Here is a 25,359-nt window from a genome sequence, read left to right on the forward strand (position 1 = left end):
CAAACCCTTAGCCGCGCGCTTTGCTGTAGGTTATACCGCTGTTGCGTCAGATGATCTCGTCTTCGTCAAACAGCGGGGCCTCTTCCAACTGCAGCGCCAGGTCATCCACCGCAGCTTCGGCCACATCCGCAGATTTCACCGCCGCAACGTGAAAAAGCGCGTCGCCTTCATGCACGATGGGCATCACCGCCCGGCCCACGATAATCCCGCCGTTGCGGGCCAGCACGTCGATTTCCCCGTCTCCAAACGGATCCGAGATGGCGGCAACGGTGTCGCCTTCATGGATCACGTCGCCTTCGCTTTTGTACATGCGCAGCAACCCACCGGCAGGCGCGCGCAGCCAACTGCTGTTTGCACATAACAGCGGCTGGGCCTTCGGCTTGGCAATGCCGGCCCGGGGCAGCATCCCGATCTCTTTAAGCACCCGCAGACACCCGGCCAGTCCTGCGCGCACCGACATCTCGTCAAAGCGCATGCCCTCACCGGCTTCGTACAAAAGAACATCGACGCCCATTTTCTTGGCTTCCTGCCGCAGGCTGCCGTCGCGCAATGCGCTGGTCAGAATCACCGGTGCTCCGAAAACATGGGCCAGCTTCATGGTGTTGGCATTGTTTGCCGACACGCGGATCTGGGGCAGGTTGATGCGGTTGATCGCGGCCGAGTGCAGATCAATGCCCAGCGAACAGCGCGTCACGATTTCGGTCAGAAAGATATGTGCAAGCCGCGAACCCAGCGACCCGTTCGGCGAGCCGGGAAAACACCGGTTCAGATCGCGGCGATCGGGCAGGTATCGCGAATGGCTCAGAAACCCGAACGTGTTGACGATGGGCACCACGATCAACGTCCCGCGCAGCGATTTCAATGCCTTGGCCCGCAGCAACCGGCGCACGATTTCAACCCCGATCACCTCGTCGCCGTGAATCCCCGCGCTGACAAAGGTCACCGGGCCGTCACGACTGCCGTGGATGACATGCGCCGACAGCGTGACCGGCGTGTGATCGGACAGGGTGCTGACAGGAATATGTACGGTTTGCCGGGTGCCTGCGGCAATGCCGACATCGGCAATTTCGAAATCGGGCCGTTTCGTCATCCTTTGCCCTTGGTCTTCGTCGCGTTGGGTTTTGCGTGCTTCTCCATATAGGCAATGACCTTGCCCGCGATATCGAGGCCCGTGGCCTTCTCGACGCCCTCCAATCCGGGGGACGAGTTGACCTCCATCACCACCGGTCCGTGATTGGCCCGCAGCATGTCGACACCGCACACGTTCAGCCCCATCGCCTTGGCAGCGCGCACAGCGGTTGACCGTTCTTCCGGCGACAGTTTGATCACTTCGGCGGATCCTCCCCGATGCAGGTTCGACCGGAAATCCCCCTGTGCGCCGGTTCGCATCATGGACGCCACCACCCGACCCCCAACCACAATCGCGCGAATGTCGGTGCCGCCAGCTTCCTTGATAAACTCCTGTAGCAGGATGTTCACACCCGCACCGCGAAACGCCTCGACCACGGACTTGGCCGACCGTTTGGTATCTGCCAGAACCACGCCGATGCCCTGGGTGCCTTCCAGCAACTTGATGACCACAGGCGCGCCACCCGCCAATTCAAGCACCTCTTCGGTCTGTTTGGGATCATGCGCAAATGTCGTGACCGGCAGGCCGATCCCGTCGCGCGCCAGCAATTGCATCGACCGCAATTTGTCGCGCGACCGGCCAATCGCCACGCTTTCGTTCAACGGAAACACGCCCTGCATTTCGAACTGCCGCAGCACCGCCATGCCATAGAACGTGATCGACGCGCCGATCCTTGGAATAACCGCATCATATCCGACCAGCTTTTCACCGTTGTAATACACCTCCGGCCGTCGCGACGCGATGTTCATGTAGCAGCGCAGCGTGTTGATGATGTCCAACGTGTGGCCACGCTCTTCTGCCGCTTCTTTCAGCCGCTTATGCGTATAAAGATTCGGATTGCGGGCAAGCATGGCAATTTTCATGGCGTTGGTCCTTCAAACTGGGGTTTTTCGCTCACGAGATACGAGCGACCTGGGTCGACCAAGATGTTCTTTTTGCGCAACGCCCGGCGGCCCAGGATAAGGGGAAACCGCATCGTGCCCCGGTCGGTCAGCGAGATGTCGATGGTCCAGCGCCGTCCGGCAAGCACCATCGGGGTCCGGATGACGATCCGCGTCTCGGGCGATCCGCTGGTGTTGGTGATCGCCCGTTGGGTCACCACCGGGAAAGAGCACATGCGCTGCGGCGATCCCGGAACATCGGGACAGCGAAACCGCACCCAATCCGCGTCATCCTTGCGAAAGGTCTCGATATCGTCGGCATGCAGCGCGGTGGTTTTGGCGCCGGTGTCGATCTTCACCGCAAAGTCCTTCAGATGAAGTTTTGGCAGGCTGATACACTCATGCCAACCGATCACCATCGGGCGATCTGCCGAATATCTTGTGGTGCTGGTCATGAAACGGTCTTTTCCTCCAAATGCCCGACCCACATTGCGCCATCGCGCGGGCGGACACCACCGCTGTCTTGAGCAAAGACATGTGCAGGCGTCCACGCGGCCCGAAACGCCCGATTTGAAATGGAGGCTGGGAACCCGCATGCATTTTGCCTATCGTGAACCAAAGGCGCGCTGAACACGACGGGGGGGCAGGGCGCCGCATCACTGCCGTGTGCGACAGCGACCGGACCGACCGCTGATCATCCAATGGTCTTATATGACCTTGAGGTTCAACCCCCTAGGCTGGCGCTCAGAAGAAGGACCAAGCCCATGCACATGACCGATTCCCGCGTGATCGCTGCCCCCCCAGACGAGGTCTGGTCAGCAATCCTTGATCCAGAGGTTCTCAAGGAATGTGTGCCCGGATGTCAGGAAATGCACGGCTCTGCCGAAGAGGGATTCGAGGCGGTTGTGGTGCAGAAGGTCGGGCCGGTGAAGGCAACCTTCAAAGGCACCGTGGTCCTGTCTGATCTTGTCCCCGGCCAATCCCTGACCCTGACCGGCGAAGGCAAGGGCGGTGCGGCAGGGTTCGCCAAGGGCGGCGCGGATGTGCGTCTGGTCCCGGTCGAGGGCGGAACCGAACTGCAATACGACGTCGAGGCCAAGGTCGGCGGCAAGCTTGCGCAGCTGGGCAGCCGGATCATCGACGGGTTCGCCAAGAAAATGGCCGACCAGTTCTTCAGCAATTTCCAGAAAGCCGTCGAAGGTCCGGCAGACACCGACGCTGCGCCCGCCGACGAGGGCGGGGAAGACGGCGAAAAGAAAAAAGGCTGGTTCAAGAAGCTCGTGTCTTGAGACATGGGCGGTTTTGAAACACGCTGAATAAACGACATCAACGGGAGGAGCTTGATGACAAAGGTAACAATGACGGTGAACGGAAAATCCGTCTCCGGCGAGGTCAAGGGCAACACGCTTTTGTCCGATTTCCTGCGCGAAGATCTGCGCCTGACGGGAACCCATGTGGGCTGTGACACGTCCCAATGCGGCGCGTGCGTTGTGCATGTGAACGGCGAAGCGGTCAAATCCTGCACCATGTTCGCCGCCGAAGCGGACGGGGCCGAAGTGGGCACCATCGAAGGTCAGAGCAACGAAGACGGATCGCTCAACGTGATCCAGCAGGCGTTCCAGGACCATCACGGCCTGCAATGCGGCTTCTGCACACCGGGCATGGTGATGTCGGCGGCAGCCCTGCTCAAGGACAATCCGAAACCGTCCGAGGCGGAAATCCGGGATTACCTTGAAGGCAATATCTGCCGCTGCACGGGATACCACAACATCGTCAAAGCGATCATGGCCGCGTCCGGACAGGACGTGCCCGCCGTCGCCGCTGAATAATCAACTCATGTAGGGTGTGTGCTCGCACGCACCGCTCCTAGGGAGGAGATACACTATGCCGAAGGATCATGGCATTGGCGCAAGCCCGAAGCGGCGCGAAGACGTCCGCTTTCTGACCGGCGCCGGCAATTATACCGACGACATCAACGTACATGGCCAGGCCTATGTGCATTTCTTGCGCTCTGACGTGGCGCATGGAACCATCAAGGCCATCGACACCAGCGCGGCCGAAAGCATGCCGGGCGTCGTAAAGATCTTCACCGGTGCCGATTTCGAAGGCGTCGGCGGTCTGCCCTGCGGCTGGCAGGTGACCGACAAGCATGGCGAGCCCATGAAGGAACCGGCCCACCCGGTTCTATGTCAGGGCAAGGTGCGCCATGTGGGTGATCCCATCGCTGCGGTTGTCGCCGACAGTCTTGAAGAGGCCCGCACCGCTGCCGAAGCCATCGACGTCGATATCGAAGAGCTTCCTGCCGTGGTTGACATGGGCGCGGCACTGGAATCCGGCGCGACCAAGGTGCACGACGATCTGGACGACAACCTTTGCTACGACTGGCAGTTCGGCACCGACACCGAAACCACGGACGCCGCCTTTGCCAAGGCCGCACATGTGACGACGCTTGAACTGGTGAACAATCGCCTAGTCGCCAACCCGATGGAGCCGCGCGTGGCCGTGGGGGACTATTCCCGCGCCAATGATGAACACACGCTCTATACCACGTCGCAGAACCCGCACGTGATCCGCCTTCTGATGGGCGCGTTCGTGCTGGGTATTCCGGAACACAAGCTGCGCGTTGTCGCGCCGGATGTGGGTGGTGGTTTTGGCACCAAGATCTTCCACTACGCGGAAGAGGCGTTCTGCACCTTCGCCGCCAAGGCCTGCAACCGCCCGGTCAAGTGGACCTCGACCCGCTCCGAGGCGTTCATGTCCGACGCTCATGGCCGCGATCACGTGACCAAGATCGAACTGGCGCTGGATGCCGACAACAACTTCATCGGCGTGCGCACCGATACCAAGGCGAATATGGGCGCGTACCTGTCCACGTTCTCGTCCTCGGTGCCGACCTGGCTGCACGGCACATTGATGGCGGGCAATTACAAGACACCCGCTGTGCAGGTGAACGTGAAGGCCGTCTTCACCAACACCGTGCCGGTGGATGCGTACCGTGGCGCAGGCCGCCCCGAAGCGACGTTCCAGTTGGAGCGCGTGATCGACAAGGCCGCGCGCGAACTGGGTGTCGATCCGATTGCCCTGCGCCGTCAGAACTTCATCACGCAATTCCCCTATGCCACGCCTGTCGCCGTTGAATATGACACCGGCGATTACGAAGCGACGATGGCCAAGATGGAAGAGCTGATGGACATTCCCGGCTTCGCCGCCCGGCGTGCCGAGTCCGAAAAGAACGGCATGCTCCGGGGCCTTGGCGTCAACTGCTTCATCGAGGCTTGCGGCATCGCGCCGTCGAACCTTGTGGGCCAACTTGGCGCGCGCGCCGGTCTTTACGACGCGGCAACCGTCCGGGTGAACGCCACCGGCTCCATCTCGGTGATGGTCGGCGCACACAGCCACGGGCAGGGGCACGAAACCGTGTTCCCGCAAGTGGTGGCCGAAATGCTCGGCATCGACGAGTCGATGATCGACATCGTCCATGGCGACACGTCCAAGATCCCCTTCGGCATGGGCACCTACGGCTCCCGGTCCCTGGCTGTTTGCGGGTCAGCGATGGTTCGGGCGACCGAGAAGATTATCAACAAAGCCAAGAAGATCGCCGGCCATCTGTTGGAGGCGTCCGACAGCGATATCGAGCTCAAGGACGGTCAGTTCACCGTTGCAGGCACCGACAAATCGGTCGCCTGGGGGGATGTGACGCTGGCGGCCTACGTGCCACACAATTACCCGCTCGAAGATATCGAACCGGGGCTAGAGGAAACCGCGTTCTACGATCCGGCCAACTTCACCTACCCGGCAGGGGCCTATGCCTGCGAGGTCGAGGTGGATCCCGACACGGGCAAAGTGACCATCGAAAAGTTCGTCTCGGCGGATGATTTCGGCAACGTCGTGAACCCGATGATCGTTGAAGGCCAGGTGCATGGCGGCATCGCGCAAGGCATTGGTCAGGCATTGCTTGAAAACTGTGCCTATGACGAAAACGGCCAGCTTCTGTCGGCGTCCTACATGGATTACGCCATGCCCCGCGCAGATGATCTGCCGCACATGGCGGATTACGTGGTGGACCATTCCTGCCAGACCCCCTGCACGCACAACCCGCTGGGGGTGAAAGGCTGCGGCGAGGCCGGGGCCATCGGTTCCCCCCCCACGGTAGTCAACGCGGTCATCGACGCGCTGCATTCGGGTGGTCACACCCACGTTTCCCATATCGACATGCCCGTCACGCCATCGCGTGTCTGGGCAGCGATCAACGGCCAGTAAGGAGGGCTTAGGATATGTATAGCTTTGACATTCAACGGCCCTCGACTGTGGCAGACGCGGTGGCGGCACTTGCCACGGACGAAGCACAACCGCTGGGCGGAGGGCAAACCCTGATCCCGACGCTGAAACAGCGTCTGGCGGCACCATCTGTTCTGGTCAGCCTGTCGGGCATTGCCGAAATGAAAGGCATCTGCACCGGAGATGATGGATCGCTGTGCATCGGCGGTGGCACCACCCACGCCACCGTTGCCGCAGAGGCGGGGGCCTATCTGGGCCTTGCGTCGCTTGCGGGCAATATCGGTGACCCGGCGGTGCGCAATCGCGGCACCATCGGCGGATCACTGGCCAACAACGACCCCTCCGCCTGCTATCCGGCGGCGGCCCTGGCGTCGGGGGCGACGATCGTCACCAACAGTCGTGAAATCGCAGCGGATGACTATTTTCAGGGCATGTTCGCCACCGCTCTGGAGGAAGGCGAGATCGTCACCGAGGTCCGGTTCCCGGTGCCCGAGAAATCAGCCTATATGAAGTTCGAACAACCCGCCTCGCGCTTTGCGCTCGTCGGCGTGTTTGTTGCCAAATACGCCGATGGCGTGCGGGTCGCCGTCACCGGCGCGTCTGAAGAGGGGGTGTTCCGCTGGTCCGAGGCTGAGGCGGCGCTGTCGTCCAACTTCTCGGCAGATGCGCTGGAGGGTTTGTCGGTTTCGGGTGATGGAATGATCTCGGACCTGCACGGATCGGGCGCGTACCGCGCGCATCTGGTGGGTGTGATGACCAAACGGGCGGTTGTCGCAGCGCGGTGATCCGGCCTTGTTTTGTTGGGAAAGCCCCGGCCATCTGGCTGGGGCTTTTTCGGTTTCGAACGGCGCTGCGCGCCGTCCGACCGATGGGGGGCGCTGCCCCCCAAACCCCCCGAGGTATTTGAAAACCAGAGAAGATCAGAGCGTGGTGACGTCCCCCTCTGCACCGACCAGCGTGATGCGGTGCAGCTTGGCGCGGCGTTTCAGGCCCCGCAATTCGTCCCGCGTCATGAACACCGCGGCGGTGGACAGCGCATCGGCCAGGGTTGCCGACTGGGCCTCGATGCTGACCGTCGACCAGCGCGCGGCGTCTCCCTTGGGGCTGAGCAAGTGACTATGCGCGCCAAACCGCAGCGCGCCTGGGGAGGACGTGGCGATGGCCCTGTCGTTCAGATCCCGCGTGCCGATCTGTCCGTGCTCGGGATCGACAACGCCAAGGGTGAAGGGGCCGCCCATCGCCGCCTGTTCGCCGATATTGATCAGCGCCTCTGTGGCACCGTGTTGCGCCAGTAAAAGCCGCATCACATCGGTGGCAAAGCCTTGGGCGATGCCGTTGAAGGTCAGCGACTGTCCGGTCTGCAATTCGATCATGTCATCCGACGACCGGACGCGGTGCCAACCAATGGCGGCGCGCGCCCGCGCCGTATCGCGTCCGCGCGCCATCGCGTCCCAGACGGGCTGCACCGTCGGGTCAAACACGCCCCCTGTCAGCCGGTAGGCCTGATCGGCGCGCGCCATCAATGTGCGCATCAGCGCGTTTGGCTGCCGCAGCCGACCCATCATGTTCAGCTTGGACAGGGACGAGGTCGGTTGAAACAGGCTGAAGCTTTGCTCGAAATTGACCAGCAGGCGCGGCACGTCTGCCAGGGCGCGCTGCGTCAGCTCGGGTGGGCCATGCAGGGTGACGGACACATCTGCCCCCAGCGCCCGTCCGCTCCAGGTGTCGGCGCGGCCCAGCGTCGGGGCGCAGACGAAGGCGGCGGACAGGGCCAGGAACCGGCGTCGCTGCATCATGATGCACGCCCTGCGGCGCGGTCTCGTTTGGCATGCGGCCCAAGGAATGCCCCGGTTCGCGCCGCTTTTGAACGCTCGAAACCCGTCATGGACCCGACCATAAAAGCGCGCCGTCCTTGCCCCTATGCGACCTTGGTCTGACGCGTGGGCCGCACCTGCGCCGCTTGGCACACATGCCCCTAGACCTCTGGGTCCGCTGTGCTATCACGCCGGTAACCACAGACCACCCGGAGCCGTTTGCCATGACCTCGACCAGACGCATCGTCCTTTCCAGCGATCACGCCGCCATTGATCTGCGTCAGGCGGTGGCCCGCCATATCGCGGCCAAGGGCTGGGACGTGGTGGATATCGGCCCCACCACCCCGGAAAGCACCCATTACCCCAAACACGGTCAGGCTGCGGCAGAGCGCGTGACATCAGGTGATTGTGCGCTTGGGATTGTCCTGTGTGGCACGGGGCAGGGGATCATGATGGCCGCCAACAAGGTTCCGGGGATTCGCTGCGGCGTCTGCGCCGATCCCTTCTCGGCCCGCATGATCCGCGCGCATAACGACGCCAACATGATGTCGCTTGGCGCACGGGTGATCGGCGAGGGTCTGGCGCTTGAGATCGTCGATGCCTTTCTTGACACCGCGTTCGAGGGCGGTCGCCACGCCACCCGTGTCGACATGATCGAACAGGCGTCCTGAGCCCGGAACCGGGGATGCATTTGCGCCGCACCCTATCCCTTTGCGCCCGGGTTACCCCATCCGCGCCATAGACCCGCGCGCGTTGGTCTTTTATGACAAGGGCCAACCCCGTCTGCAGAGGCCGCACATATCATGGGCAGGACAAAAAGCGCATTGTCGATACTGCTGCTATGCGCAGCCTGCACGGCCTATGACCGGCCCGACAACCTGGAACCCGTCGCACAGGGCGACGCTTACCAGGCGCAATGGCGCGAACCCGATGTGTCCCGCAACGACGCCAGCTTCCTGCGCTCGGCCGACATCAACGCCCGCAAATGCCGTCCGCTGGGCGCGGAGGGTGGCAAGGGCAGCACCGTCGCTGCTTCTGCGCTGACCGGCGAGCGGCTGACCCGCAATGATCTGATCGATGTGCGCATCGGCGATGACGAAACCTTCAACGGCGATTACGTCATTTCCCGCGATGGCACCTTGAAACTGCCTTTCCTGTCGCCGATCCGCGCGCAGGGCCGCAGCACCGCCCAGATCGAGGCCGACATTGCCCGCCAACTGGTGTCCAAGGACTTCTACGTCGATCCGCCGCGCATCTCGGTCCGGGCCGCGGATTTCGCGTCAGTCACCGTGGGGGTCTCGGGGGCGGTTTTTGAACCGCGCGCGGTTGAAATCGGCGGTGTCTCGGGGGACCGGCTTGATACGCGGCGGCAAGAGGCGCTCGGGGCCTCCACCGAAGCCCGCAACCTGTCTGCCGCGCTGCGTGCCGCCGGTGGGGTGCGCCCGGATGCCGATATCTCGGCCGTGCAGGTGCGACGTGGTGGGACTGTCTACCGGCTTGATATGCGCGGCGTGTTCGAGGGACAGAACGCGGTCGACATCATGCTGCTCACAGGGGACGAGGTCACCGTGCCGTCGCGCCAGTGTTTTCAGGATCACCTGATGCGGCCCAGCCCGATCAGCCCGCCGGGGGTCAGCCTGTACCTGTCCAACCTCACGCAACCGGCGGCCAACAATGCCGCATCGGCCATCGGCCAGACGGTCCGCGAAGTGCCCTATGGCGCGCGCTACATGCAGGCGGTGATTGACGCCAACTGCGTAGGCGGCCCGCGCAGCACAAGTGCGGATCGCTCTGCGGTGCTCTTCACCCGCAACCCGGTCACGGGGGTGTCCGCGGTGATCGAACGCGACATCGAAGACCTGCTGCGCCGGGCCGACCGGGATGATTACGATCCGTATCTGCTGCCGGGGGATGCGCTGGCCTGCTATGACAGCACGATCACCAACATTGCCGAAATCGCCCGGGTGATCGGTGTAGTGGGCGTGGTCGCGGCGCTGCAATAGCCGGAACGCCTCGGACTGCGGGGACACCTGTGCTATACCGGATCAATGGCACGGCGCAGGAGGACCCCCATGGCCCGGTATCGAGACAGCTTTCCACATGTCGATGCACTCGTGATGCTGGCCTATGTCGGCATGGAGACCGACCTGATCTTCACGCAGGGGATCGACCTGCCGGGCTTTGCCTCCTATCCGCTTTTGGAACATGCCGACGGACGCCAGCGTCTTTTAACCTACTACCGTGACCTCATCACGCTTGGGACCCAAGAGAACGCCGGCGTTATTCTGGAAAGCCCGACATGGGTCGCCAACCGGGATCGCGGTGCAGAGCTTGGCTATACGCCCGAGACCTTGATGCGCCTCAATCAAGAGGCACTTGCCCTGATGGCGCAAGCGCGTGTGCAGTTTGGCGATGCGCCGACGGTGCTCAGCGCCAATATCGGCCCCCGCAACGACGCCTATGCGCCGGATGTGCAGATGACCGCAGACGCGGCAGAGCAGTACCATGCGGAACAGATTTCAGCACTGGCGCAGACAGAAGTGGACGTGATCAGCGCCTACACGCTGGCCTATCCTGCCGAAGCCATCGGCATCACCCGCACAGCACGGCATCACGGCCTGCCGGTGGTGATCGCGTTCACCGTCGAAACAGACGGGCGCTTGCCCACGGGCGCGTCCCTGCAGGACGCCATTGCCGAAGTGGACGCAGCGACAGACGCCTACGCGGCCTATTTCATGATCAACTGCGCGCATCCCGATCATTTCGAAGGGGCGCTGTCAGACGCCGCATGGATGTCCCGCGTGAAAGGTCTGGTCGCCAATGCGTCGCGCTGCAGCCATGCCGAACTGGACAACGCCGACACATTGGACGATGGCGATCCCGAAGAACTGGCGGATCAACTGGCCGGTCTGAAGACGCGCTTTCCGCATCTGCAGGTTTTTGGCGGCTGTTGTGGCACCGATATGCGGCATATGACAAGGATTGCCAAAGCGGTACGCCAAGCGACCTCGGAATAGACCCCGGCATCACTTTGCTTGATCGGTCTTTGCCTGCGTTTGCGATGTCGGGGTCCGTCGTGCCTTGGCCCAGGCAGCGTAGCGATCGACCAGTTCATGTTCGCAGATCTTGAACACCAGCCAGCAGAACAGCGACAGCGATCCCCACAGCGTCAGCTCGATAACCTGCAGCAAGGCGCCATGCCGGATCGCCTCGGCCCCGAAGGTCTGCAGGAAGGTCAGGCTGGCCATGGCCTGTGAAAACAGGTTCACCGTGACAAAGGCAAACAGCGCCGCCGTGCACCCCGCCAGCAGGAACACAAGAACACTTGGCCATCGGGTCAGGTTCAGCAGCGCCATGTCGTCTCCTTTGCCAACCGGGGTAGCGCGTCATTCATATCCGGGCAAGTCGCGCGGCTGATCACCAAGCCCCCTGTCACTTAACGATTTCCATCACCGCAAATGAATTGGTCTGGTGGATGCCGGGCAGCGTGTTGATCTTGTCCCCCAGCACCTGCCGGAAATGCGCGATGTCGCGGGTGCGCACCGTCAGCAGGTAATCGAACGACCCCGCCACCATCAGGCAACGTTCGATCTCGGGCACATGCGCCACCGCGTCATTGAACGCGTCCAGCGAATTGTCGCCGCCGGTTGCCGACAGCGACACCTGCACCACGGTCAGGTGGCCCAACCCCAGCTTGTCGCGGTTCACCACCGCCCGGTAGCCATCGATATAGCCCGCGCGCTCCAGCCGCTTCACCCGCTCGGAACACGGCGTGTTGGTCAGGTTCACCCGCGCCGCAAGATCGACAATCGACAACCGCCCGTCAGATTCCAGCTCTTCCAGAATGCGGTGGTCGATCCTGTCTAAATCCCTGCTCACCAGTGAATATCCCTGCAAAATTTCCATCAATTAAGAAAAGTTCCCAAAATTAGGCTGAGAAAATGCCCATTGTCTAGTGATTGTCACTGATACTGGTCATGGGCGATCAGCCATTGACCACGCTGTTCTGTCCCAAATCCGGGGGCGCAGACCCCCCAATTCAACAATGAAAAACGATCCAAAACCGGAGGACAGTATGTCAGTCAAAATCGTCATAGGACTTGACGGGACGGACACCGGCGAACGCGCATTGGCGTTTGCAAAAGACTTGGCGTCTAAAATGGACGCGTGCGAGTTGCTGGTGATCTACGTCATCGAATGGTCACCCTTTACGTTCCAGACCGCAGAAGAAAACGCCAAACGTCACAAGCGCCGCGAGGAAGAGATTGACCTTGCAAAAACGCGCATCGTGGATCCGGCAGTCAAGGCGCTCACCGATGCGGGCTATTCCGCCAGCGGTATCGTCCGCCATGGCGACGTGGCCGAAACGCTCAACCGCCTCACGGTCGAAAACGGCGGGTCGCAGATCATCGTCGGGCGCGGATCGTCTGACGGCTTCACCAAGCGGGTGTTCGGCACCTCCACGCAAAACCTCGTGATGCACGCTGACGTGCCCGTCACGGTTGTTGGGTAAGAGGATCACATGAACAAGACATCGACATTCTGGCTGACCGCACTGGGTGCAGCCGCAGCCTCCAGCCCCCTTGCCGCGCAAGAGGCGGTGGGCATCGACGCCCGGGTCAACGAAATCTTTGCCAATCTCACCGGCCCTTTCGTCAACCTGATCTTTGCGCCGTTTCCGGGCACAAGCTTTCCGTGGATCGTGATGTGGCTGGTGATCGCCGCAACAATCTTCACCTTCTACTTCGGCTTTGTGCAGTTCCGGTTCTTCAAACACTCCGTGCAACTGGTCAAAGGCGACTATTCCGATCCCAATGACGCAGGTGAGGTCAGCCACTTTCAGGCCCTTGCCACAGCCCTGTCCGGCACGGTCGGTCTTGGCAATATCGCCGGCGTCGCGGTGGCGGTCGGCATTGGCGGGCCGGGGGCCACGTTCTGGATGATCCTTGCCGGTCTTCTGGGCATGGCGTCCAAGTTCACCGAGTGTACGCTGGGCGTGAAGTACCGCAACGAATACCCCGATGGCACCGTGTCCGGTGGCCCGATGTACTACATTTCCAAGGGCTTTTCGGAACTGGGCCTGCCGGGCGGCAAGATCCTTGCGGTCCTGTTCTCGGTCTTCTGTATTCTGGGTGCCCTGGGTGGCGGCAACATGTTCCAGGCCAATCAGGCACATGCGCAGATTTCCGGCATTGTCGGCGATTACCCCGGCTGGATCACCGGCATCATCTTTGCCGCAGTGGTTTTCGCGGTGATCGTCGGCGGCATCAAATCCATCGCCAACGTGACCGAAAAGGTCGTGCCGTTCATGGGTCTTCTCTATGTCGGTGCCGCGCTGATCATCCTGATCGTCAACTACGACAAAATCGGCTGGGCCTTTGGCCAGATCTTCGCCGGGGCCTTCACCGGTCTGGGTGTCGCGGGCGGCTTTGTCGGTGCTCTGATCCAGGGCTTCAAACGGGCGGCCTTCTCGAACGAAGCGGGCGTCGGCTCGGCGGCGATTGCGCACTCTGCGGTGAAAACCAAGGAACCGATCACCGAAGGCTTCGTGTCCCTGCTGGAACCGCTGATCGACACAGTGGTGATCTGCACCATGACAGCGCTGGTGATCGTGATCTCGCAGCAACTGATCATTGATCCGGCCACCGGCAACTACGTGCTGAACGAAGCGGGCACCGCCATTGCCACGGTCGACGGCAATTCCGGGGTGTCCCTGACATCAGCGGCCTTTGCCTCCGGCATCAGTTGGTTCCCCTATGTGCTGGCGATTGCAGTGGTGCTCTTTGCCTTCTCCACCATGATCTCCTGGAGCTATTATGGCCTCAAGGCATGGACCTACCTCTTTGGCGAAGGCAAGACGACGGAACTGGTCTTCAAGGTCATCTTCTGCATCTTCATCGTCATCGGGGCGGCGGCCAGCCTTGGTCCGGTCATCGACTTCTCGGATGCAGCGATCTTTGCGATGGCGGTGGTCAACATCTTCTGCCTCTATTTCCTGATGAAGCTCGTCAAGAAAGAGCTGGGCTCCTACGCCGCGCGTTTGCAAAGCGGTGAAATCAAGAAGTTCACGCACTAACAAACATCCCCCGCCGCGCGTTTCGTGCGGCGGGGTCACTTTTCCGGGTTACACCATCGCTGTCGCCTCGATTTCAAACATCAGGCCGGGCAGGGCCAGCCGGGTCACCCCCAGTAAGGTCATCGGCGGGGAGGCATGCACCGGCCCGAACCGCTGCCCCAGCAGATCGAAGTTCTTCAGCGCCTCATCCACATCTGTCGCAAACACACCCAGTCGGGTGATGTCGCCCAATCCCATACCGGCGTCTGCCAGCACGGCTTCCAGATTGCGCAGCGCCAGATCAATCTGCCCGCGCATGTCCCCCGGGCATTGCGGCGCGCCGTTTTCATCCACGGCGGTTTGACCCGCACAAGTCAGCTGGCGCGACGCGCCGTCGATGATCTCGGCCTGATTGTAGCCAAGGTTGAGGGACCAATTCCACGGGTTGACTGGGGTACGTTGCATGTCGGGATTCTCCTTGTTCAGATGCATGCAAACCGCTTAGACATAAATAGTGCCAAAATTTGTCACCAATGATGCTATGGTGACCAAATGAACATTCGCTCCCGCCACGACGCCATCGTCCGCACCCTGCGCCGCAACGGCACATCCACCATTGATGATCTGGCCGATGAGGTCGGCGCGTCCCGTCGCACCGTGCTGCGCGATATCGGCGCGCTGCGCGATCAGGGCTTTGTCATCCATTCCGAATGCGGGCGCGGCGGTGGGGTGCAGCTTGACCCGCAATCCGTCCAAACCACCGCGCGGCTGTCTGTGTCCGAGGTGTTCGCCCTTCTGATCAGCGTCGCCGCCATGCGCGCGGCGGGCAGCCTGCCGTTCTCGGATCTCGCCGATGCAGGGCTCGCCAAGATCGAAAAAGCGCTGCCCTCCGACAAGGTCCGTGATCTGCGCCGCTTTCTCGATTGCCTGCATGTCGGGACACTGTCACCGCAGCAGGACATCTCGCAGATCGGCACGATGGACCCGGATCTTCTGCCCGCGTTCGAGACCGCGTTTCTTCAACGGCAGCATCTGCGCTTTCAGTATCGTGACGCCAAAGGGGCCATCACCCAGCGTGAAGTTGAACCGCAAGCGATGCTCATCCTGCCGCCGCTTTGGTATCTTGTGGCGTGGGATCCGGCGCGCGAGGACTTCCGCCATTTCCGGATGGATCGGATCAGCACACCCGAATGCCTTGAAGGGGTGCCCTTCCGTCAACGTCACGTGCCGTTTGAAGATGACGTCTGTCCCTACAGTGATTTGCCCCGGTAACGTGGGGCTGAGTGTTAAAGTTGCTGGTGTACGGTTCAACCGTACAAAACGGACAATCCGCACAAAGATTAACAAGGGGTTAATGGGTCCGATCCGGACCCAATGTTTCGCGCGCGAAACAATTTGAACCGGTTTGGCCGCTGGCAAATGACCTGTTCGGGGGACAGGTCGAGGACAGATTGGTCGGAGCCCGGTTCTGTGCTGACCTTTCTGATCCGCCATGCTACAGCACCTGCAACAGCAGCCACCGGTGACAACATGGCCAAGACCCCAAGCGGCAAAAACACGTCCGGCCGCGGACAACGTGACCTCAAGGTCAAGGTAAAATCGGCCCGAGGTCGCAAGCTCAGCTCAACCCGATGGTTGCAGCGGCAGTTGAACGATCCCTATGTCAAACGCGCCCAGACCGACGGGTATCGCGGGCGCGCAGCCTATAAGATACTGGAACTCGACGAAAAATACCGCTTCCTGGTGCCCGGCGCGCGGGTCGTCGATCTGGGATGCGCGCCCGGCGGCTGGTGTCAGGTGGCGGTCAAACGGGTGAATGCGCTGGGGGAAAAACAGGGCAAGAAGATCGGCACCGTGCTGGGCATCGACCTGCAAGAGGTCGAACCCATCGCCGGGGCCGAGATCCATGTGCTTGATTTTCTTGAAGACGGGGCCGACGACAAGGTCAAGGAATGGCTGGGCGGCAAGGCGGATGTGGTGATGTCCGATATGGCCGCGTCAAGCTCCGGCCACAAGCAAACCGACCACTTGCGCATCATTCATCTGTGCGAAACAGCCGCTTACTTTGCCTTTGACGTGCTCGAAGAAGGCGGCACCTTTGTCGCCAAGGTTCTGGCCGGGGGCGCGGAAGGTGAGCTGCAAAAGCTGCTAAAACAACGCTTTACCAAAGTCATGAACGTCAAGCCGCCAGCGTCGCGCTCTGACAGTTCTGAAAAGTTCGTTGTGGCAACGGGTTATCGCGGCTTGTCCGACTGACGCGGTCGCAAAGACTGCACCGCCTTGGCGCGCAGTCCCAATGCCACATCCGCCCGCAACGTGTCTGGCTGGCCGTAACAGCGGCCGCCACCCGTTTGCAGGGCATCCTGCCGGTGTAATTCAAACAATCGCGCCACGCCCTTCACCGGCGGGCCCGCGCGATGCAGGTCACGTTCATGTCGCATAAAGCCTCCCCAGGCGGTCTGACATAAACGTGTTGGTAAAGAATGAATGCGGCCCTTTTACGCCTGCTTTATGGCGGTTTCGCCGCGAAACGCCCTTGGTGCCGCCCCAAACCGGGTCCGAAACGCGCGGGTCAGGGCGGTCGGGTCTTCGTATCCGCATCGGACGGCGATCTCGGAAATGCTGAGGGTCGAGCTTTCCACCAGGTGCCGCGCGGCGCTCAGGCGAATGTGGCGGCACAATTGCCCCGGTGTCATTCCCAGCGCAGATTGGCAGCGCCGGGTCAAGGTGCGCGGGCTGGTGTTCAACGCGTCCGCCAGGTGATCCAGACGCAACGGCGCTTCGACATTTTCCCGCATCAGCCGCGTCGCACGTGCCACCAAGGAATCGCGCACCGCAGGCAGTGTTTCGCTGCGCACGGGCGGGGTGAACAGCCCGTCCACATCCAGCGCGATGGCGGGGCTGATATCTTCGGCGATCAGGTGGCGGCTCAGCTCTAGCGTGGCCGATGCCCCGGCGCAGGTCAGCACGTCGCGGTCGGCGATCCAGGTGGCGTGTTCAACCGTCACATCCAGAAAGCGTTCGGAAAACGCATCAAGAATATCCCAGTGGATCGTCGCTTTGCGGCCCTTCAGCAACCCGGAAGAGGCCAGCAACCACGCCCCGGCATCCAGCCCGAACACGCGATCCGCCTTGCGCGCCGCCGCCTGCAAGGCGCGGCGCATATGGGGCGTGTCGTTTTCCAGATGCCCGTAGCTGGAAATCACGTAGAGCCGGTCGACATGGCTGAGCCCTCCGATGGCCCCATCGGGCATCACCTGCAGTCCGGAACTGGACCGCACGGGCGCACCATCAAGGCTGTAGAAGTGCCACGTATAGACCGGCTGCGCCGCAAACCCGTTGGCCGCGCGCAACGGCTCAAGCGCGTTCGACAGGCAGAGGTTGGAAAACCGATCCACCAGAAGGTAGGCGATTTTTATCTGGTCCTCCGGCGATTTTGGCGGAATGAGCATGGTGATGACCATAAGTGCATGGTTGGTGGGAAATCCAGTGGCAGACTTACCCGAAATCGAGGGAGGGATGTGCATGCCATTGGCAATGAACAAAGAGGTTTTCATCACCTGCGCGGTCACAGGCTCGGGCAGCACCCAAGACCGCAGTCCCCATGTGCCCCGGTCGCCGCAAGAGATTGCAGACAGCGCGATTGACGCCGCAAGGGCCGGAGCCGCGATTGTGCACTGCCATGTGCGGGACCCCGAGACCGGCGCGCCGTCGCGCAAGCTGGAGTACTACCGCGAAGTGACGGACCGCATCCGGGACGCCGATGTGGATGTGGTGCTCAACCTGACGGCTGGTATGGGCGGTGACATCACCTTTGGTCCCACCAGCGCGCCGATGCCGGTGAATGCGGCTGGCACCGACATGATCAGCGCCGAGGAACGGGTCGCACATGTGGCCGAATGTCTGCCCGAAATCTGCACGCTGGATTGCGGCACGATGAACTTTGCCGAAGCCGATTACGTGATGACCAACACGCCCGGCATGTTGCGGGCCATGGGCCAGATGATGACCGATCTGGGCGTGAAACCCGAGATCGAGGCGTTTGACACCGGGCATCTGTGGTTTGCCAAGGAACTGGTGAAGGAAGGCGTGTTGGAAGATCCGGCCCTTGTGCAATTGTGCATGGGCGTGCCTTGGGGTGCGCCGGATGATCTTAATACGTTCATGGTCATGGTGAACAACGTGCCGGAGCACTGGACATTCAGTGCGTTTTCGCTGGGCCGCAACCAGATGGCCTATGCCGCTGCGGCAACCCTGGCCGGGGGCAATGTGCGGGTCGGTTTGGAAGACAATCTGTGGCTGGACAAGGGCGTGCTGGCCACCAATGCGCAATTGGTCGAACGCGCGGTGGGCGTGGTCGAGGGCATGGGCGCAACGGTCATTGGCCCCGAAGAGGTGCGCCGCAAACTGGACCTGACAAAGCGCGCGCCGGTATGACCCGGCTGGCGCTGATCCTGACGCTGGCGGTGTCCACCACAGCGCACGCCGAAATCCCGGCATGGGCGGGGTATTGGGCCGCTGATCCGGCTTGGTGCGCGAATGCGGCACAGGTGGGAGAGGTGACGCCCGCGCCGATCTACCTCGCGGATACGGAACTTCTTGGCTACGAAAACACCTGTGACATCATCAGCGCGGACGCCGTTGGTCCGGCCGGGGCCTGGGTATTGTCGCTGTCCTGCTTTGCGGAAGGGGACAGCTATGACGAAGAGCAGCTTATCCTTTTGTCACCCGATCAACGCACCTTGTCGATGTGGGATGGTGCCAGCCTGATCCACTTTCAGCGCTGCCAGTAGGAGACAGCTATGCGCACGATCCTGTGTTACGGCGACAGCAACACCCACGGCACCAAGCCGCTGACCGAACTTGGCCAGTTTGCCCGCTACGACCCGGACGACCGCTGGCCGGATGTTATGGCGCGCGCCTTGGGGCCGCAGCATGGCGTGATCTCGGAAGGGTTACCTGGGCGAACCACGGTGCATGACGATCCGGTCGAAGGTGGAATGCGCAACGGTCTGACGGTGCTGCCTGCCATTCTTCACAGCCATACGCCGATTGATCTGATGGTGCTGATGCTGGGGACAAATGACCTCAAGCATCGGTTTTCCGTCACCGCGTTCGAGATCGTGCGGTCCGTGGAACGGTTGGTGATGGCGACCAAGGCCGAAGGCGTTGTCGAGGACATCCTGATCGTGGCCCCGGCGCCGGTGCGGGAAGCGGGTGTTTTGGCGGATGTGTTCGTCGGGGCCGAGCAGCGGCAGACGGGATTGACGGAGCATCTCTTGGCTGCGGCCGAGCGGCAGGGCTGCGGCTTTGCGGCGGCCGGGCAATCGGTGGCGGTGTCACCGGTGGACGGTGTGCATTGGGAGGCCGCCGCGCATCAGGCGTTTGGTGCGGTGATGGCGCGCACGATTAAGGAGCGGTTGGCATGAACAACGTCGCAGCGATTATCGGGGGCGGTGTGATCGGCGGCGGCTGGATCGCGCGGTTCGCGTTGATGGGCTGGGAGGTGCGGGTGTTTGACCCCGACCCGGAGGCCGAACGCAAGATCGGGGAGGTCATGGCGAACGCCGCGCGCGTGTTGCCGATGCTTTATGAAGCGCCGATGCCTGTGCGGGGGGCGGTGCGGTTTGTTGGATCCGTGGCGGAGGCTGTAGAGGGTGCTGCATGGGTGCAGGAAAGCGTGCCGGAACGGCTCGACATCAAGCATCGGGTTTTGGCCGAGATACAGGCGGCGTGCCCGGTTGAGGCAGTGATCGGGTCCTCGACCTCGGGGTTCAAGCCATCCGAGCTGCAAGAGGGTGCTGCACGGCCTGAGCAGATCATGGTCACGCATCCGTTCAACCCGGTGTACCTCCTGCCGTTGGTAGAGGTGGTTCCTGGCGGTGCGTCCGATGCCCATGCGGCGCGGGCGAAAGAGGTGCTGACGTCTTTGGGCATGTACCCGTTGCATGTCCGGGCCGAGATTGACGCGCATATCGCGGATCGGTTCCTTGAGGCCGTCTGGCGCGAGGCGTTGTGGCTGGTCAAGGACGGGATCGCGACCACCGAGGAGATCGACAACGCGATCCGCTATGGGTTCGGGCTTCGCTGGGCGCAGATGGGGCTGTTCGAGACCTATCGCGTGGCTGGTGGCGAGGCCGGGATGCGGCATTTCATGGCGCAGTTCGGGCCGTGTTTGCAGTGGCCGTGGACCAAGCTGATGGATGTGCCGGAGTTCACGGATGAGCTGGTGGACCTGATTGCGGATCAGTCGGATCAGCAATCCGGGGCTTTGAGCATCCGTGAATTGGAACGCCTGCGCGACAACAACCTTGTGGCCATCCTGCGCGGCCTGAAGCAGCAAGAGGCGGCGGCGGGTAAGCTGATCAAGGCGCATGACGATACGCTGCGCGGGCCTTTGGGGGACGAGGTGCCTCTGGTCACGGTGCGCCGGGTTGTGCCGGTCGATTGGACCGATGTGAACGGGCATATGAACGAAGGCCGGTACGGGCAGTTGTTCAGCGATGCGTCTGAGGAATTGATGACCCATGTGGGAGCAGATCGGGCGTATATTGATGCCGGTAACAGTTACTTCACGGCGGAAACCTCGGTGAAGTATCTGAACGAAACCCATGCGGGTGAGGACATCTATGTGACGACACGGGTTGTCCTGGGGAAGGGCAAGAAGCTGCGGCTTTGGCACGAGATGTGCCGCGCGGCGGATGATGCGGTCTTGGCGACCTGTGACCAATTTCTGCTGCACGTGTCGTTGGAGACGCGAAGGTCTTGTCCGCCGTTGCCCGTAGTTTTGGAAGCGGTGGAGCGGTTGGCATTGAAGCATGGAGAGGCGTCATGAATTTCGGTTTGAGCGACGAGCAGGAGATGATCGTCTCTACCGTGCGCGACTTTGTCGAACGCGAGATTTACCCGTACGAGGCAGAGGTGGAGCGCACAGGGGAGGTGCCGGCGGAGATCGCGCAGGAGATCAAGCGCAAGGTCATCGATCTGGGGTTCTACGCCTGCAACTTCCCAGAAGAGGTGGGCGGGGCCGGTTTGGGCCATGTCGATTTCGCTCTGGTTGAGCGGGAACTCGGTCGTGGGTCGATGGCGCTGACGCATTTCTTTGGACGCCCGCAGAACATCCTGATGGCCTGTGAGGGAGATCAGAAAGAGCGGTATTTGCTGCCCGCCGTGCGCGGGGAGCGGATGGACGCGCTGGCCATGACCGAACCCGAGGCCGGATCAGACGTGCGCGGCATGGCCTGCACCGCGCGGCGCGATGGCGGCGATTGGGTCGTGGATGGGACCAAGCATTTCATCTCGGGCGCGGATCATGCGGATTTCTTTATCGTGTTCGTGGCGACGGGTGTGGATGACACGCCGAAAGGGCCGAAGAAGCGGATCACCTGTTTTCTGGTCGATCGCGGGCATCCGGGGTTCACGGTGCGGGATGGGTACAGGTCGGTCAGTCATCGGGGGTACAAGAATTGTATTCTGGAGTTTGACGACTGCCGCCTGAGCGATGCGCAGGTGCTGGGCGCGGTCGATGGCGGGTTCGAGGTGATGAACACCTGGCTGTATGCCACCCGCATCACGGTTGCCACGATGAGCGTTGGCCGCGCGCGGCGGGTCTTTGACCATGCGCTCAACTATGCGGCGGAGCGCAAGCAGTTCGGCCAACAGATCGGCAAGTTTCAGGGGGTGAGTTTCCAGATCGCCGACATGATCACCGAGATCGACGCGGCAGACTGGCTAACGCTGGCGTCGGCGTGGCGGTTGGATCAGGGGTTGCCTGCAAACCGGGAGATTGCGAGCGCGAAGCTCTATGCGACCGAGATGCTGGCGCGGGTGACGGATGCGACGTTGCAACTTCATGGCGGGATGGGGTTGATGGATGACTATCCCATCGAACGCTTCTGGCGTGATGCGCGGGTGGAGCGGATTTGGGATGGGACATCGGAAATCCAGCGCCACATCATCAGCCGGGACCTTTTACGTCCGCTTGGGGCCTAGTGCGGGTGGCTGTTCACTTTTTATTAGCCGGGGAGACAGATTCTTCGGAGAAGAATCTGGGCGCGCCCAGTAAATTCTTGGAGCCGTGGACGGGCGGTCGGGGGACTTTTCCCTCGGTCTGTTCAAACCTGATTTTCCGGAGCGCCGCATGACCCGCACGGCGTTGGAGCGCTTGTTTACGCCGCACTCCATCGCCGTGATTGGGGGCGGGGCATGGTGCCGGTCGGTTCTGGGGGCGCTCTCGCATGGCGGGTTCGCTGGTCCGGTGTGGCATGTGCATCCGACAGCGGACGGGGCATTGCGCGACATTGCTTCACTGCCGCAAGCTCCGGACGCGTGTTTCATTGGCGTGAATCGCGACGCAACGGTGGATGTCGTTGACCAGCTGTCTGCCATCGGGGCGGGTGGGGCCGTTTGTTTTGCCAGCGGGTTCGCCGAGACCGAGGACGGCAAAGCGCATAGCGACGGGCTGATTACCGCGGCGCGTGAGATGGCGATTGTCGGACCCAATTGCTACGGGTTCGTGAATGCGTTGGACGGCGTTGCCGTGTGGCCGGACGTCCATGGGTTGATCCCGGTTGACAGCGGCGTCGCTGTTCTGACCCAGAGTTCCAACATCGCGTTGAACCTGTCGATGCAACAGCGCGGTTTGCCGATCGGATTTCTGGGCACCGCCGGCAACCAGGCGCAGATCGGGGTGGCGGATATGGCGCTTCATCTGTTGCAGGACCCGCAGATCACCGCACTGGGCCTTTACCTTGAAGGTGTCGGCAATGTGCACCGGATGCAGGCCGTCGCCTGCGCGGCGCAGCGACTTGGCAAGCCGATTATTGCGCTGAAATCCGGTCGGTCCGAAGCGGCGCAATCCGCAGCACTGTCGCATACCGCGTCGATGGCCGGGTCAGATGCCGGGGCCGGGGCGCTGTTCGCGCGTCTGGGGATCGTGCGCGTGCGATCTCTTGACGCGATGATCGAGGCCCTGAAACATGCGCATCTCTACGGGCCCGCCACACCGGGGCCGATTGCGTCCTTGTCTTGTTCCGGAGGTGAGGCCAGCTTGATGGCAGATGGGGGGGACGCGCGCGGCTTGGCCTATGCCCCCCTGACCGACGATCAGGACAGCGCGTTGAACGCGGTGCTTGGGCCGCTGGTGACGCGGAGCAATCCGCTTGATTACCAAACATTCATCTGGAACGACGCGGCGCGCATGGGCGAGGTGTATTCCATCATGGCGGCAGGGCCTGCAGAATTGACCGCGATTGTCGTCGATTACCCGCGCGAGGATCGGTGTGTGACGTCAGCCTGGGCTTGCGTGGAAGACGCCGCCGTAACGGCGCGCCGCGCATCCGGCAAACCTGTCGCGCTTTTGGCGTCTCTGCCAGAGTCGTTGTCCGAAACCCGCGCTCAGCGGCTGATGGCGGCGGGGGTGTTGCCGCTCAACGGGTTGGAAGCCGGGTTGGATGCCCTGGCGGCGCTGTATGCTCCGCAGGTCACTCCAGATCCGGACCGGGACATCCCAATGCCGGTGGCATTGGAGGGCCCGCGCGTTCTGGACGAAGCAGCGGCGAAAACCGCTCTGGCAGAGCACGGTGCCGATGTGCCGCGCCACGTTATTGCGTCTTCGGTTGAGGATGCGGTGTCGGGCTGTGCGTCTTTGCTGCCTGTAGCGCTGAAAGCCTGCGGGTTGGCGCATAAATCCGAACATGGTGGCGTCGTGTTGGACCTGCCGACGCAAAGCCACGTGGAAGACGCGGCGCGGCGCATGGGCTGCGACCGCTTCTTGTTGGAAGAGATGATCTCGGACGGCATCGCGGAACTGCTGGTCAGCGTGGTGGCGGATGAAGCGCATGGATATGTGCTGACCCTTGGGGCAGGGGGCGTGTGGACCGAGCTTTGGCAGGATACCTTACATCTGCTGATGCCCGCGACCGGGACAGAGATTGATGCCGCCCTCAAGCGCCTGCGCATCGCGCCGCTTTTGGAGGGGTATCGCGGCAAGCCAGCGGCCAATCGCGCGGCAGTGGTTGCCGCCATCATGGCGATACAGGACTATGTGACAGCGCAGTCCGGTCGTGTGGCCGAGGTTGAGGTCAATCCGTTGATCGTCACGCCGACGCGGGCGGTTGTTGCGGATGCATTAATACGAGGAGATCTGTAATGGACACGCCACTGCATGTGGAACGACGCGGGCATGTGTTGGAGGTCACGCTCAATCGGCCCAAGGCGAATGCGATTGATCTGGCCACGAGCCGCGCGATGGGCGAGGTGTTCCGCGATTTTCGGGATGATCCCGACCTTCGCGTGGCCATTGTGACCGGTGCCGGAGACAAGTTCTTCTGTCCGGGCTGGGATTTGAAGGCGGCCGCCGATGGCGACGCGGTGGATGGCGATTACGGTGTTGGCGGCTTTGGCGGATTGCAGGAATTGCGGGGCCTGAACAAACCGGTGATCGCAGCGGTGAACGGCATCTGTTGTGGGGGTGGTCTGGAACTGGCCTTGAGTGCCGACATTATACTCGCGGCGGATCACGCGTCTTTTGCATTGCCGGAAATCCGGTCCGGAACGGTTGCGGATGCGGCCTCGGTCAAGTTGCCGAAACGCATCCCGTATCACATCGCAATGGAGATGCTGCTGACCGGCCGGTGGCTTGAGGTCGACGAGGCGGCGCGTTGGGGGATCGTGAACCATGTGATCCCGGCGGCGGACCTGATGGGAGAGGCGCGGAAGATGGCAGAGCTCTTGGCCTCGGGTCCTCCGCTTGTCTACGCAGCGATCAAGGAGATCGTGCGCGAGGCCGAGGACATGAAGTTCCAGGACGCCATGAATCGGATCACGAAACGCCAGTTTGAAAGCGTGGATGTGCTTTATGCGTCGGAAGATCAGCTGGAAGGGGCAAAAGCCTTTGCCGAAAAACGGGATCCGGTCTGGAAAGGACGGTGAGTCTGGGTGAGTCTGCTGCTTTCCGTAGGGGTATGTGTGGGTAAGGTTGTGGATAACCGGCCATTCAGCGGCTGAGTCGCCCAGCCAGTGGGGTCAAATCGGGCCTGACCGCGTTCGCATCGGAATTTAATCTCAATAATTTCATTGTGTTATATGAAAATTGGCCATTTTCTGAATTTTCCTGATTTTTGTGCTTGCGGATGTTTGGAGGTGACTCTAAATACCCCTTCACCGGCGGCGCTGAGGCGCACAACGGGACGCAGGACGGGA

At 61.8% G+C, this 25,359-nt stretch carries 27 protein-coding genes; 18 read left to right on the top strand and 9 right to left on the bottom strand.

Annotated elements, in window-relative coordinates; all coding sequences use genetic code 11:
* Positions 1-46: 46 nt before the first annotated feature.
* The 3 genes from MWU54_RS14060 to MWU54_RS14070 are packed head-to-tail and all read right to left on the bottom strand — an operon-like array spanning position 47 to position 2,465.
* Positions 47-1,090: a succinylglutamate desuccinylase/aspartoacylase family protein gene (locus MWU54_RS14060; protein WP_247084908.1), complete on the bottom strand. Its 1,044-nt coding sequence runs from the start codon at positions 1,088-1,090 to the stop codon at positions 47-49.
* Positions 1,087-1,992: a 30S ribosomal protein S6--L-glutamate ligase gene (gene rimK / locus MWU54_RS14065; protein ID WP_247084910.1), complete on the bottom strand. Its 906-nt coding sequence runs from the start codon at positions 1,990-1,992 to the stop codon at positions 1,087-1,089. Before rimK ends, MWU54_RS14060 begins: the two co-directional genes overlap by 4 nt.
* Positions 1,989-2,465, bottom strand: a complete 477-nt coding sequence (locus MWU54_RS14070) for a RimK/LysX family protein (protein WP_247084912.1) — start codon at positions 2,463-2,465, stop codon at positions 1,989-1,991. The genes rimK and MWU54_RS14070 overlap by 4 nt, the downstream gene beginning before the upstream one ends.
* Before the next feature lie 309 nt (positions 2,466-2,774).
* On the opposite strand from MWU54_RS14070, the gene MWU54_RS14075 reads away from it, so the two are divergent.
* Genes MWU54_RS14075 through MWU54_RS14090 form a run of 4 tightly spaced genes read left to right on the top strand, consistent with a single transcriptional unit; the run spans position 2,775 to position 7,073 of the window.
* Positions 2,775-3,299: a carbon monoxide dehydrogenase subunit G gene (locus MWU54_RS14075; protein WP_247084914.1), complete on the top strand. Its 525-nt coding sequence runs from the start codon at positions 2,775-2,777 to the stop codon at positions 3,297-3,299.
* A 54-nt stretch (positions 3,300-3,353) separates the two neighbouring features.
* Positions 3,354-3,839, top strand: a complete 486-nt coding sequence (locus MWU54_RS14080; RefSeq protein ID WP_247084916.1) for a (2Fe-2S)-binding protein — start codon at positions 3,354-3,356, stop codon at positions 3,837-3,839.
* Between the two features lie 55 nt (positions 3,840-3,894).
* A complete protein-coding gene (locus tag MWU54_RS14085; protein WP_247084918.1) occupies positions 3,895-6,270 on the top strand; it encodes a xanthine dehydrogenase family protein molybdopterin-binding subunit in 2,376 nt (791 codons plus the stop codon).
* A gap of 14 nt (positions 6,271-6,284) precedes the next feature.
* Positions 6,285-7,073, top strand: a complete 789-nt coding sequence (locus tag MWU54_RS14090) for a xanthine dehydrogenase family protein subunit M (protein ID WP_247084920.1) — start codon at positions 6,285-6,287, stop codon at positions 7,071-7,073.
* Positions 7,074-7,208: 135 nt separating this feature from the next.
* Here the strand turns inward: MWU54_RS14090 and MWU54_RS14095 are convergent, their stop codons facing one another.
* On the bottom strand, positions 7,209-8,084 hold the full coding sequence (locus tag MWU54_RS14095) for an FAD:protein FMN transferase (protein WP_247084922.1): 876 nt from the start codon (positions 8,082-8,084) through the stop codon (positions 7,209-7,211).
* 242 nt (positions 8,085-8,326) lie between these two features.
* On the opposite strand from MWU54_RS14095, the gene rpiB reads away from it, so the two are divergent.
* The 3 genes from rpiB to MWU54_RS14110 all read left to right on the top strand — a co-directional run bounded on the left by rpiB (position 8,327) and on the right by MWU54_RS14110 (position 11,119).
* Complete coding sequence (gene rpiB, locus MWU54_RS14100) at positions 8,327-8,773, top strand: ribose 5-phosphate isomerase B (protein ID WP_247084924.1); 447 nt, start codon at positions 8,327-8,329, stop codon at positions 8,771-8,773.
* A gap of 132 nt (positions 8,774-8,905) precedes the next feature.
* Positions 8,906-10,105: a polysaccharide biosynthesis/export family protein gene (locus MWU54_RS14105; protein WP_247084926.1), complete on the top strand. Its 1,200-nt coding sequence runs from the start codon at positions 8,906-8,908 to the stop codon at positions 10,103-10,105.
* A 69-nt stretch (positions 10,106-10,174) separates the two neighbouring features.
* The gene (locus tag MWU54_RS14110; RefSeq protein WP_247084928.1) at positions 10,175-11,119 is read left to right on the top strand and encodes a homocysteine S-methyltransferase family protein; all 945 of its coding nucleotides are present in this window, start codon (positions 10,175-10,177) and stop codon (positions 11,117-11,119) included.
* Between the two features lie 9 nt (positions 11,120-11,128).
* Here the strand turns inward: MWU54_RS14110 and MWU54_RS14115 are convergent, their stop codons facing one another.
* Positions 11,129-11,458, bottom strand: coding sequence for a hypothetical protein (locus MWU54_RS14115; RefSeq protein WP_247084930.1), 330 nt, complete (start codon positions 11,456-11,458; stop codon positions 11,129-11,131).
* A gap of 76 nt (positions 11,459-11,534) precedes the next feature.
* Positions 11,535-11,981 carry an Lrp/AsnC ligand binding domain-containing protein gene (locus MWU54_RS14120; RefSeq protein ID WP_247084932.1) on the bottom strand — a complete coding sequence of 149 codons (447 nt, stop codon included), beginning with the start codon at positions 11,979-11,981 and terminating at the stop codon, positions 11,535-11,537.
* 196 nt (positions 11,982-12,177) lie between these two features.
* Here MWU54_RS14120 and MWU54_RS14125 point away from each other — a divergent pair, with 196 nt between their 5' ends.
* Positions 12,178-12,615 carry a universal stress protein gene (locus tag MWU54_RS14125; protein ID WP_247084934.1) on the top strand — a complete coding sequence of 146 codons (438 nt, stop codon included), beginning with the start codon at positions 12,178-12,180 and terminating at the stop codon, positions 12,613-12,615.
* A 9-nt stretch (positions 12,616-12,624) separates the two neighbouring features.
* Positions 12,625-14,178: an alanine/glycine:cation symporter family protein gene (locus MWU54_RS14130; protein WP_247084936.1), complete on the top strand. Its 1,554-nt coding sequence runs from the start codon at positions 12,625-12,627 to the stop codon at positions 14,176-14,178.
* Positions 14,179-14,226: 48 nt separating this feature from the next.
* On the opposite strand, the gene MWU54_RS14135 is transcribed toward MWU54_RS14130, so the two are convergent.
* The gene (locus MWU54_RS14135; RefSeq protein ID WP_247084938.1) at positions 14,227-14,622 is read right to left on the bottom strand and encodes a RidA family protein; all 396 of its coding nucleotides are present in this window, start codon (positions 14,620-14,622) and stop codon (positions 14,227-14,229) included.
* An 87-nt stretch (positions 14,623-14,709) separates the two neighbouring features.
* Between MWU54_RS14135 and MWU54_RS14140 the strand changes: the two genes are divergently transcribed.
* Both MWU54_RS14140 and MWU54_RS14145 read left to right on the top strand, forming a co-directional pair.
* A complete protein-coding gene (locus MWU54_RS14140; protein WP_247084940.1) occupies positions 14,710-15,429 on the top strand; it encodes a WYL domain-containing protein in 720 nt (239 codons plus the stop codon).
* Positions 15,430-15,687: 258 nt separating this feature from the next.
* A complete protein-coding gene (locus tag MWU54_RS14145) occupies positions 15,688-16,413 on the top strand; it encodes an RlmE family RNA methyltransferase (protein ID WP_247084942.1) in 726 nt (241 codons plus the stop codon).
* On the opposite strand, the gene MWU54_RS14150 is transcribed toward MWU54_RS14145, so the two are convergent.
* Together MWU54_RS14150 and MWU54_RS14155 are read right to left on the bottom strand one after the other, a co-directional pair.
* On the bottom strand, positions 16,392-16,598 hold the full coding sequence (locus tag MWU54_RS14150) for a hypothetical protein (protein ID WP_247084944.1): 207 nt from the start codon (positions 16,596-16,598) through the stop codon (positions 16,392-16,394). The genes MWU54_RS14145 and MWU54_RS14150 overlap by 22 nt on opposite strands.
* Positions 16,599-16,655: 57 nt before the next feature.
* Entirely contained in the window at positions 16,656-17,684 is a 1,029-nt protein-coding gene (locus MWU54_RS14155; protein ID WP_247084946.1) for a GlxA family transcriptional regulator, read from the bottom strand.
* On the opposite strand from MWU54_RS14155, the gene MWU54_RS14160 reads away from it, so the two are divergent.
* The 7 genes from MWU54_RS14160 (at position 17,683) to MWU54_RS14190 (ending at position 25,089) form a co-directional block, all read left to right on the top strand.
* Positions 17,683-18,594 carry a 3-keto-5-aminohexanoate cleavage protein gene (locus tag MWU54_RS14160; RefSeq protein WP_247084948.1) on the top strand — a complete coding sequence of 304 codons (912 nt, stop codon included), beginning with the start codon at positions 17,683-17,685 and terminating at the stop codon, positions 18,592-18,594. The genes MWU54_RS14155 and MWU54_RS14160 overlap by 2 nt on opposite strands.
* A complete protein-coding gene (locus MWU54_RS14165) occupies positions 18,591-18,950 on the top strand; it encodes a hypothetical protein (RefSeq protein WP_247084950.1) in 360 nt (119 codons plus the stop codon). The genes MWU54_RS14160 and MWU54_RS14165 overlap by 4 nt, the downstream gene beginning before the upstream one ends.
* A gap of 9 nt (positions 18,951-18,959) precedes the next feature.
* On the top strand, positions 18,960-19,586 hold the full coding sequence (locus MWU54_RS14170; protein WP_247084952.1) for an SGNH/GDSL hydrolase family protein: 627 nt from the start codon (positions 18,960-18,962) through the stop codon (positions 19,584-19,586).
* Positions 19,583-20,992 (top strand): carnitine 3-dehydrogenase, encoded by a 1,410-nt coding sequence (locus MWU54_RS14175; RefSeq protein WP_247084954.1) that lies wholly within the window; start codon positions 19,583-19,585, stop codon positions 20,990-20,992. The genes MWU54_RS14170 and MWU54_RS14175 overlap by 4 nt, the downstream gene beginning before the upstream one ends.
* Positions 20,989-22,149, top strand: coding sequence for an acyl-CoA dehydrogenase family protein (locus MWU54_RS14180; RefSeq protein WP_247084956.1), 1,161 nt, complete (start codon positions 20,989-20,991; stop codon positions 22,147-22,149). Before MWU54_RS14175 ends, MWU54_RS14180 begins: the two co-directional genes overlap by 4 nt.
* Positions 22,150-22,297: 148 nt before the next feature.
* Entirely contained in the window at positions 22,298-24,307 is a 2,010-nt protein-coding gene (locus tag MWU54_RS14185) for an acetate--CoA ligase family protein (protein ID WP_247084958.1), read from the top strand.
* The gene (locus MWU54_RS14190; protein ID WP_247084960.1) at positions 24,307-25,089 is read left to right on the top strand and encodes a carnitinyl-CoA dehydratase; all 783 of its coding nucleotides are present in this window, start codon (positions 24,307-24,309) and stop codon (positions 25,087-25,089) included. Before MWU54_RS14185 ends, MWU54_RS14190 begins: the two co-directional genes overlap by 1 nt.
* Positions 25,090-25,359 lie beyond the last annotated feature (270 nt).

It is taken from the genome of Marivita sp. S6314, assembly GCF_023015985.1.
Classification (GTDB): domain Bacteria; phylum Pseudomonadota; class Alphaproteobacteria; order Rhodobacterales; family Rhodobacteraceae; genus Marivita.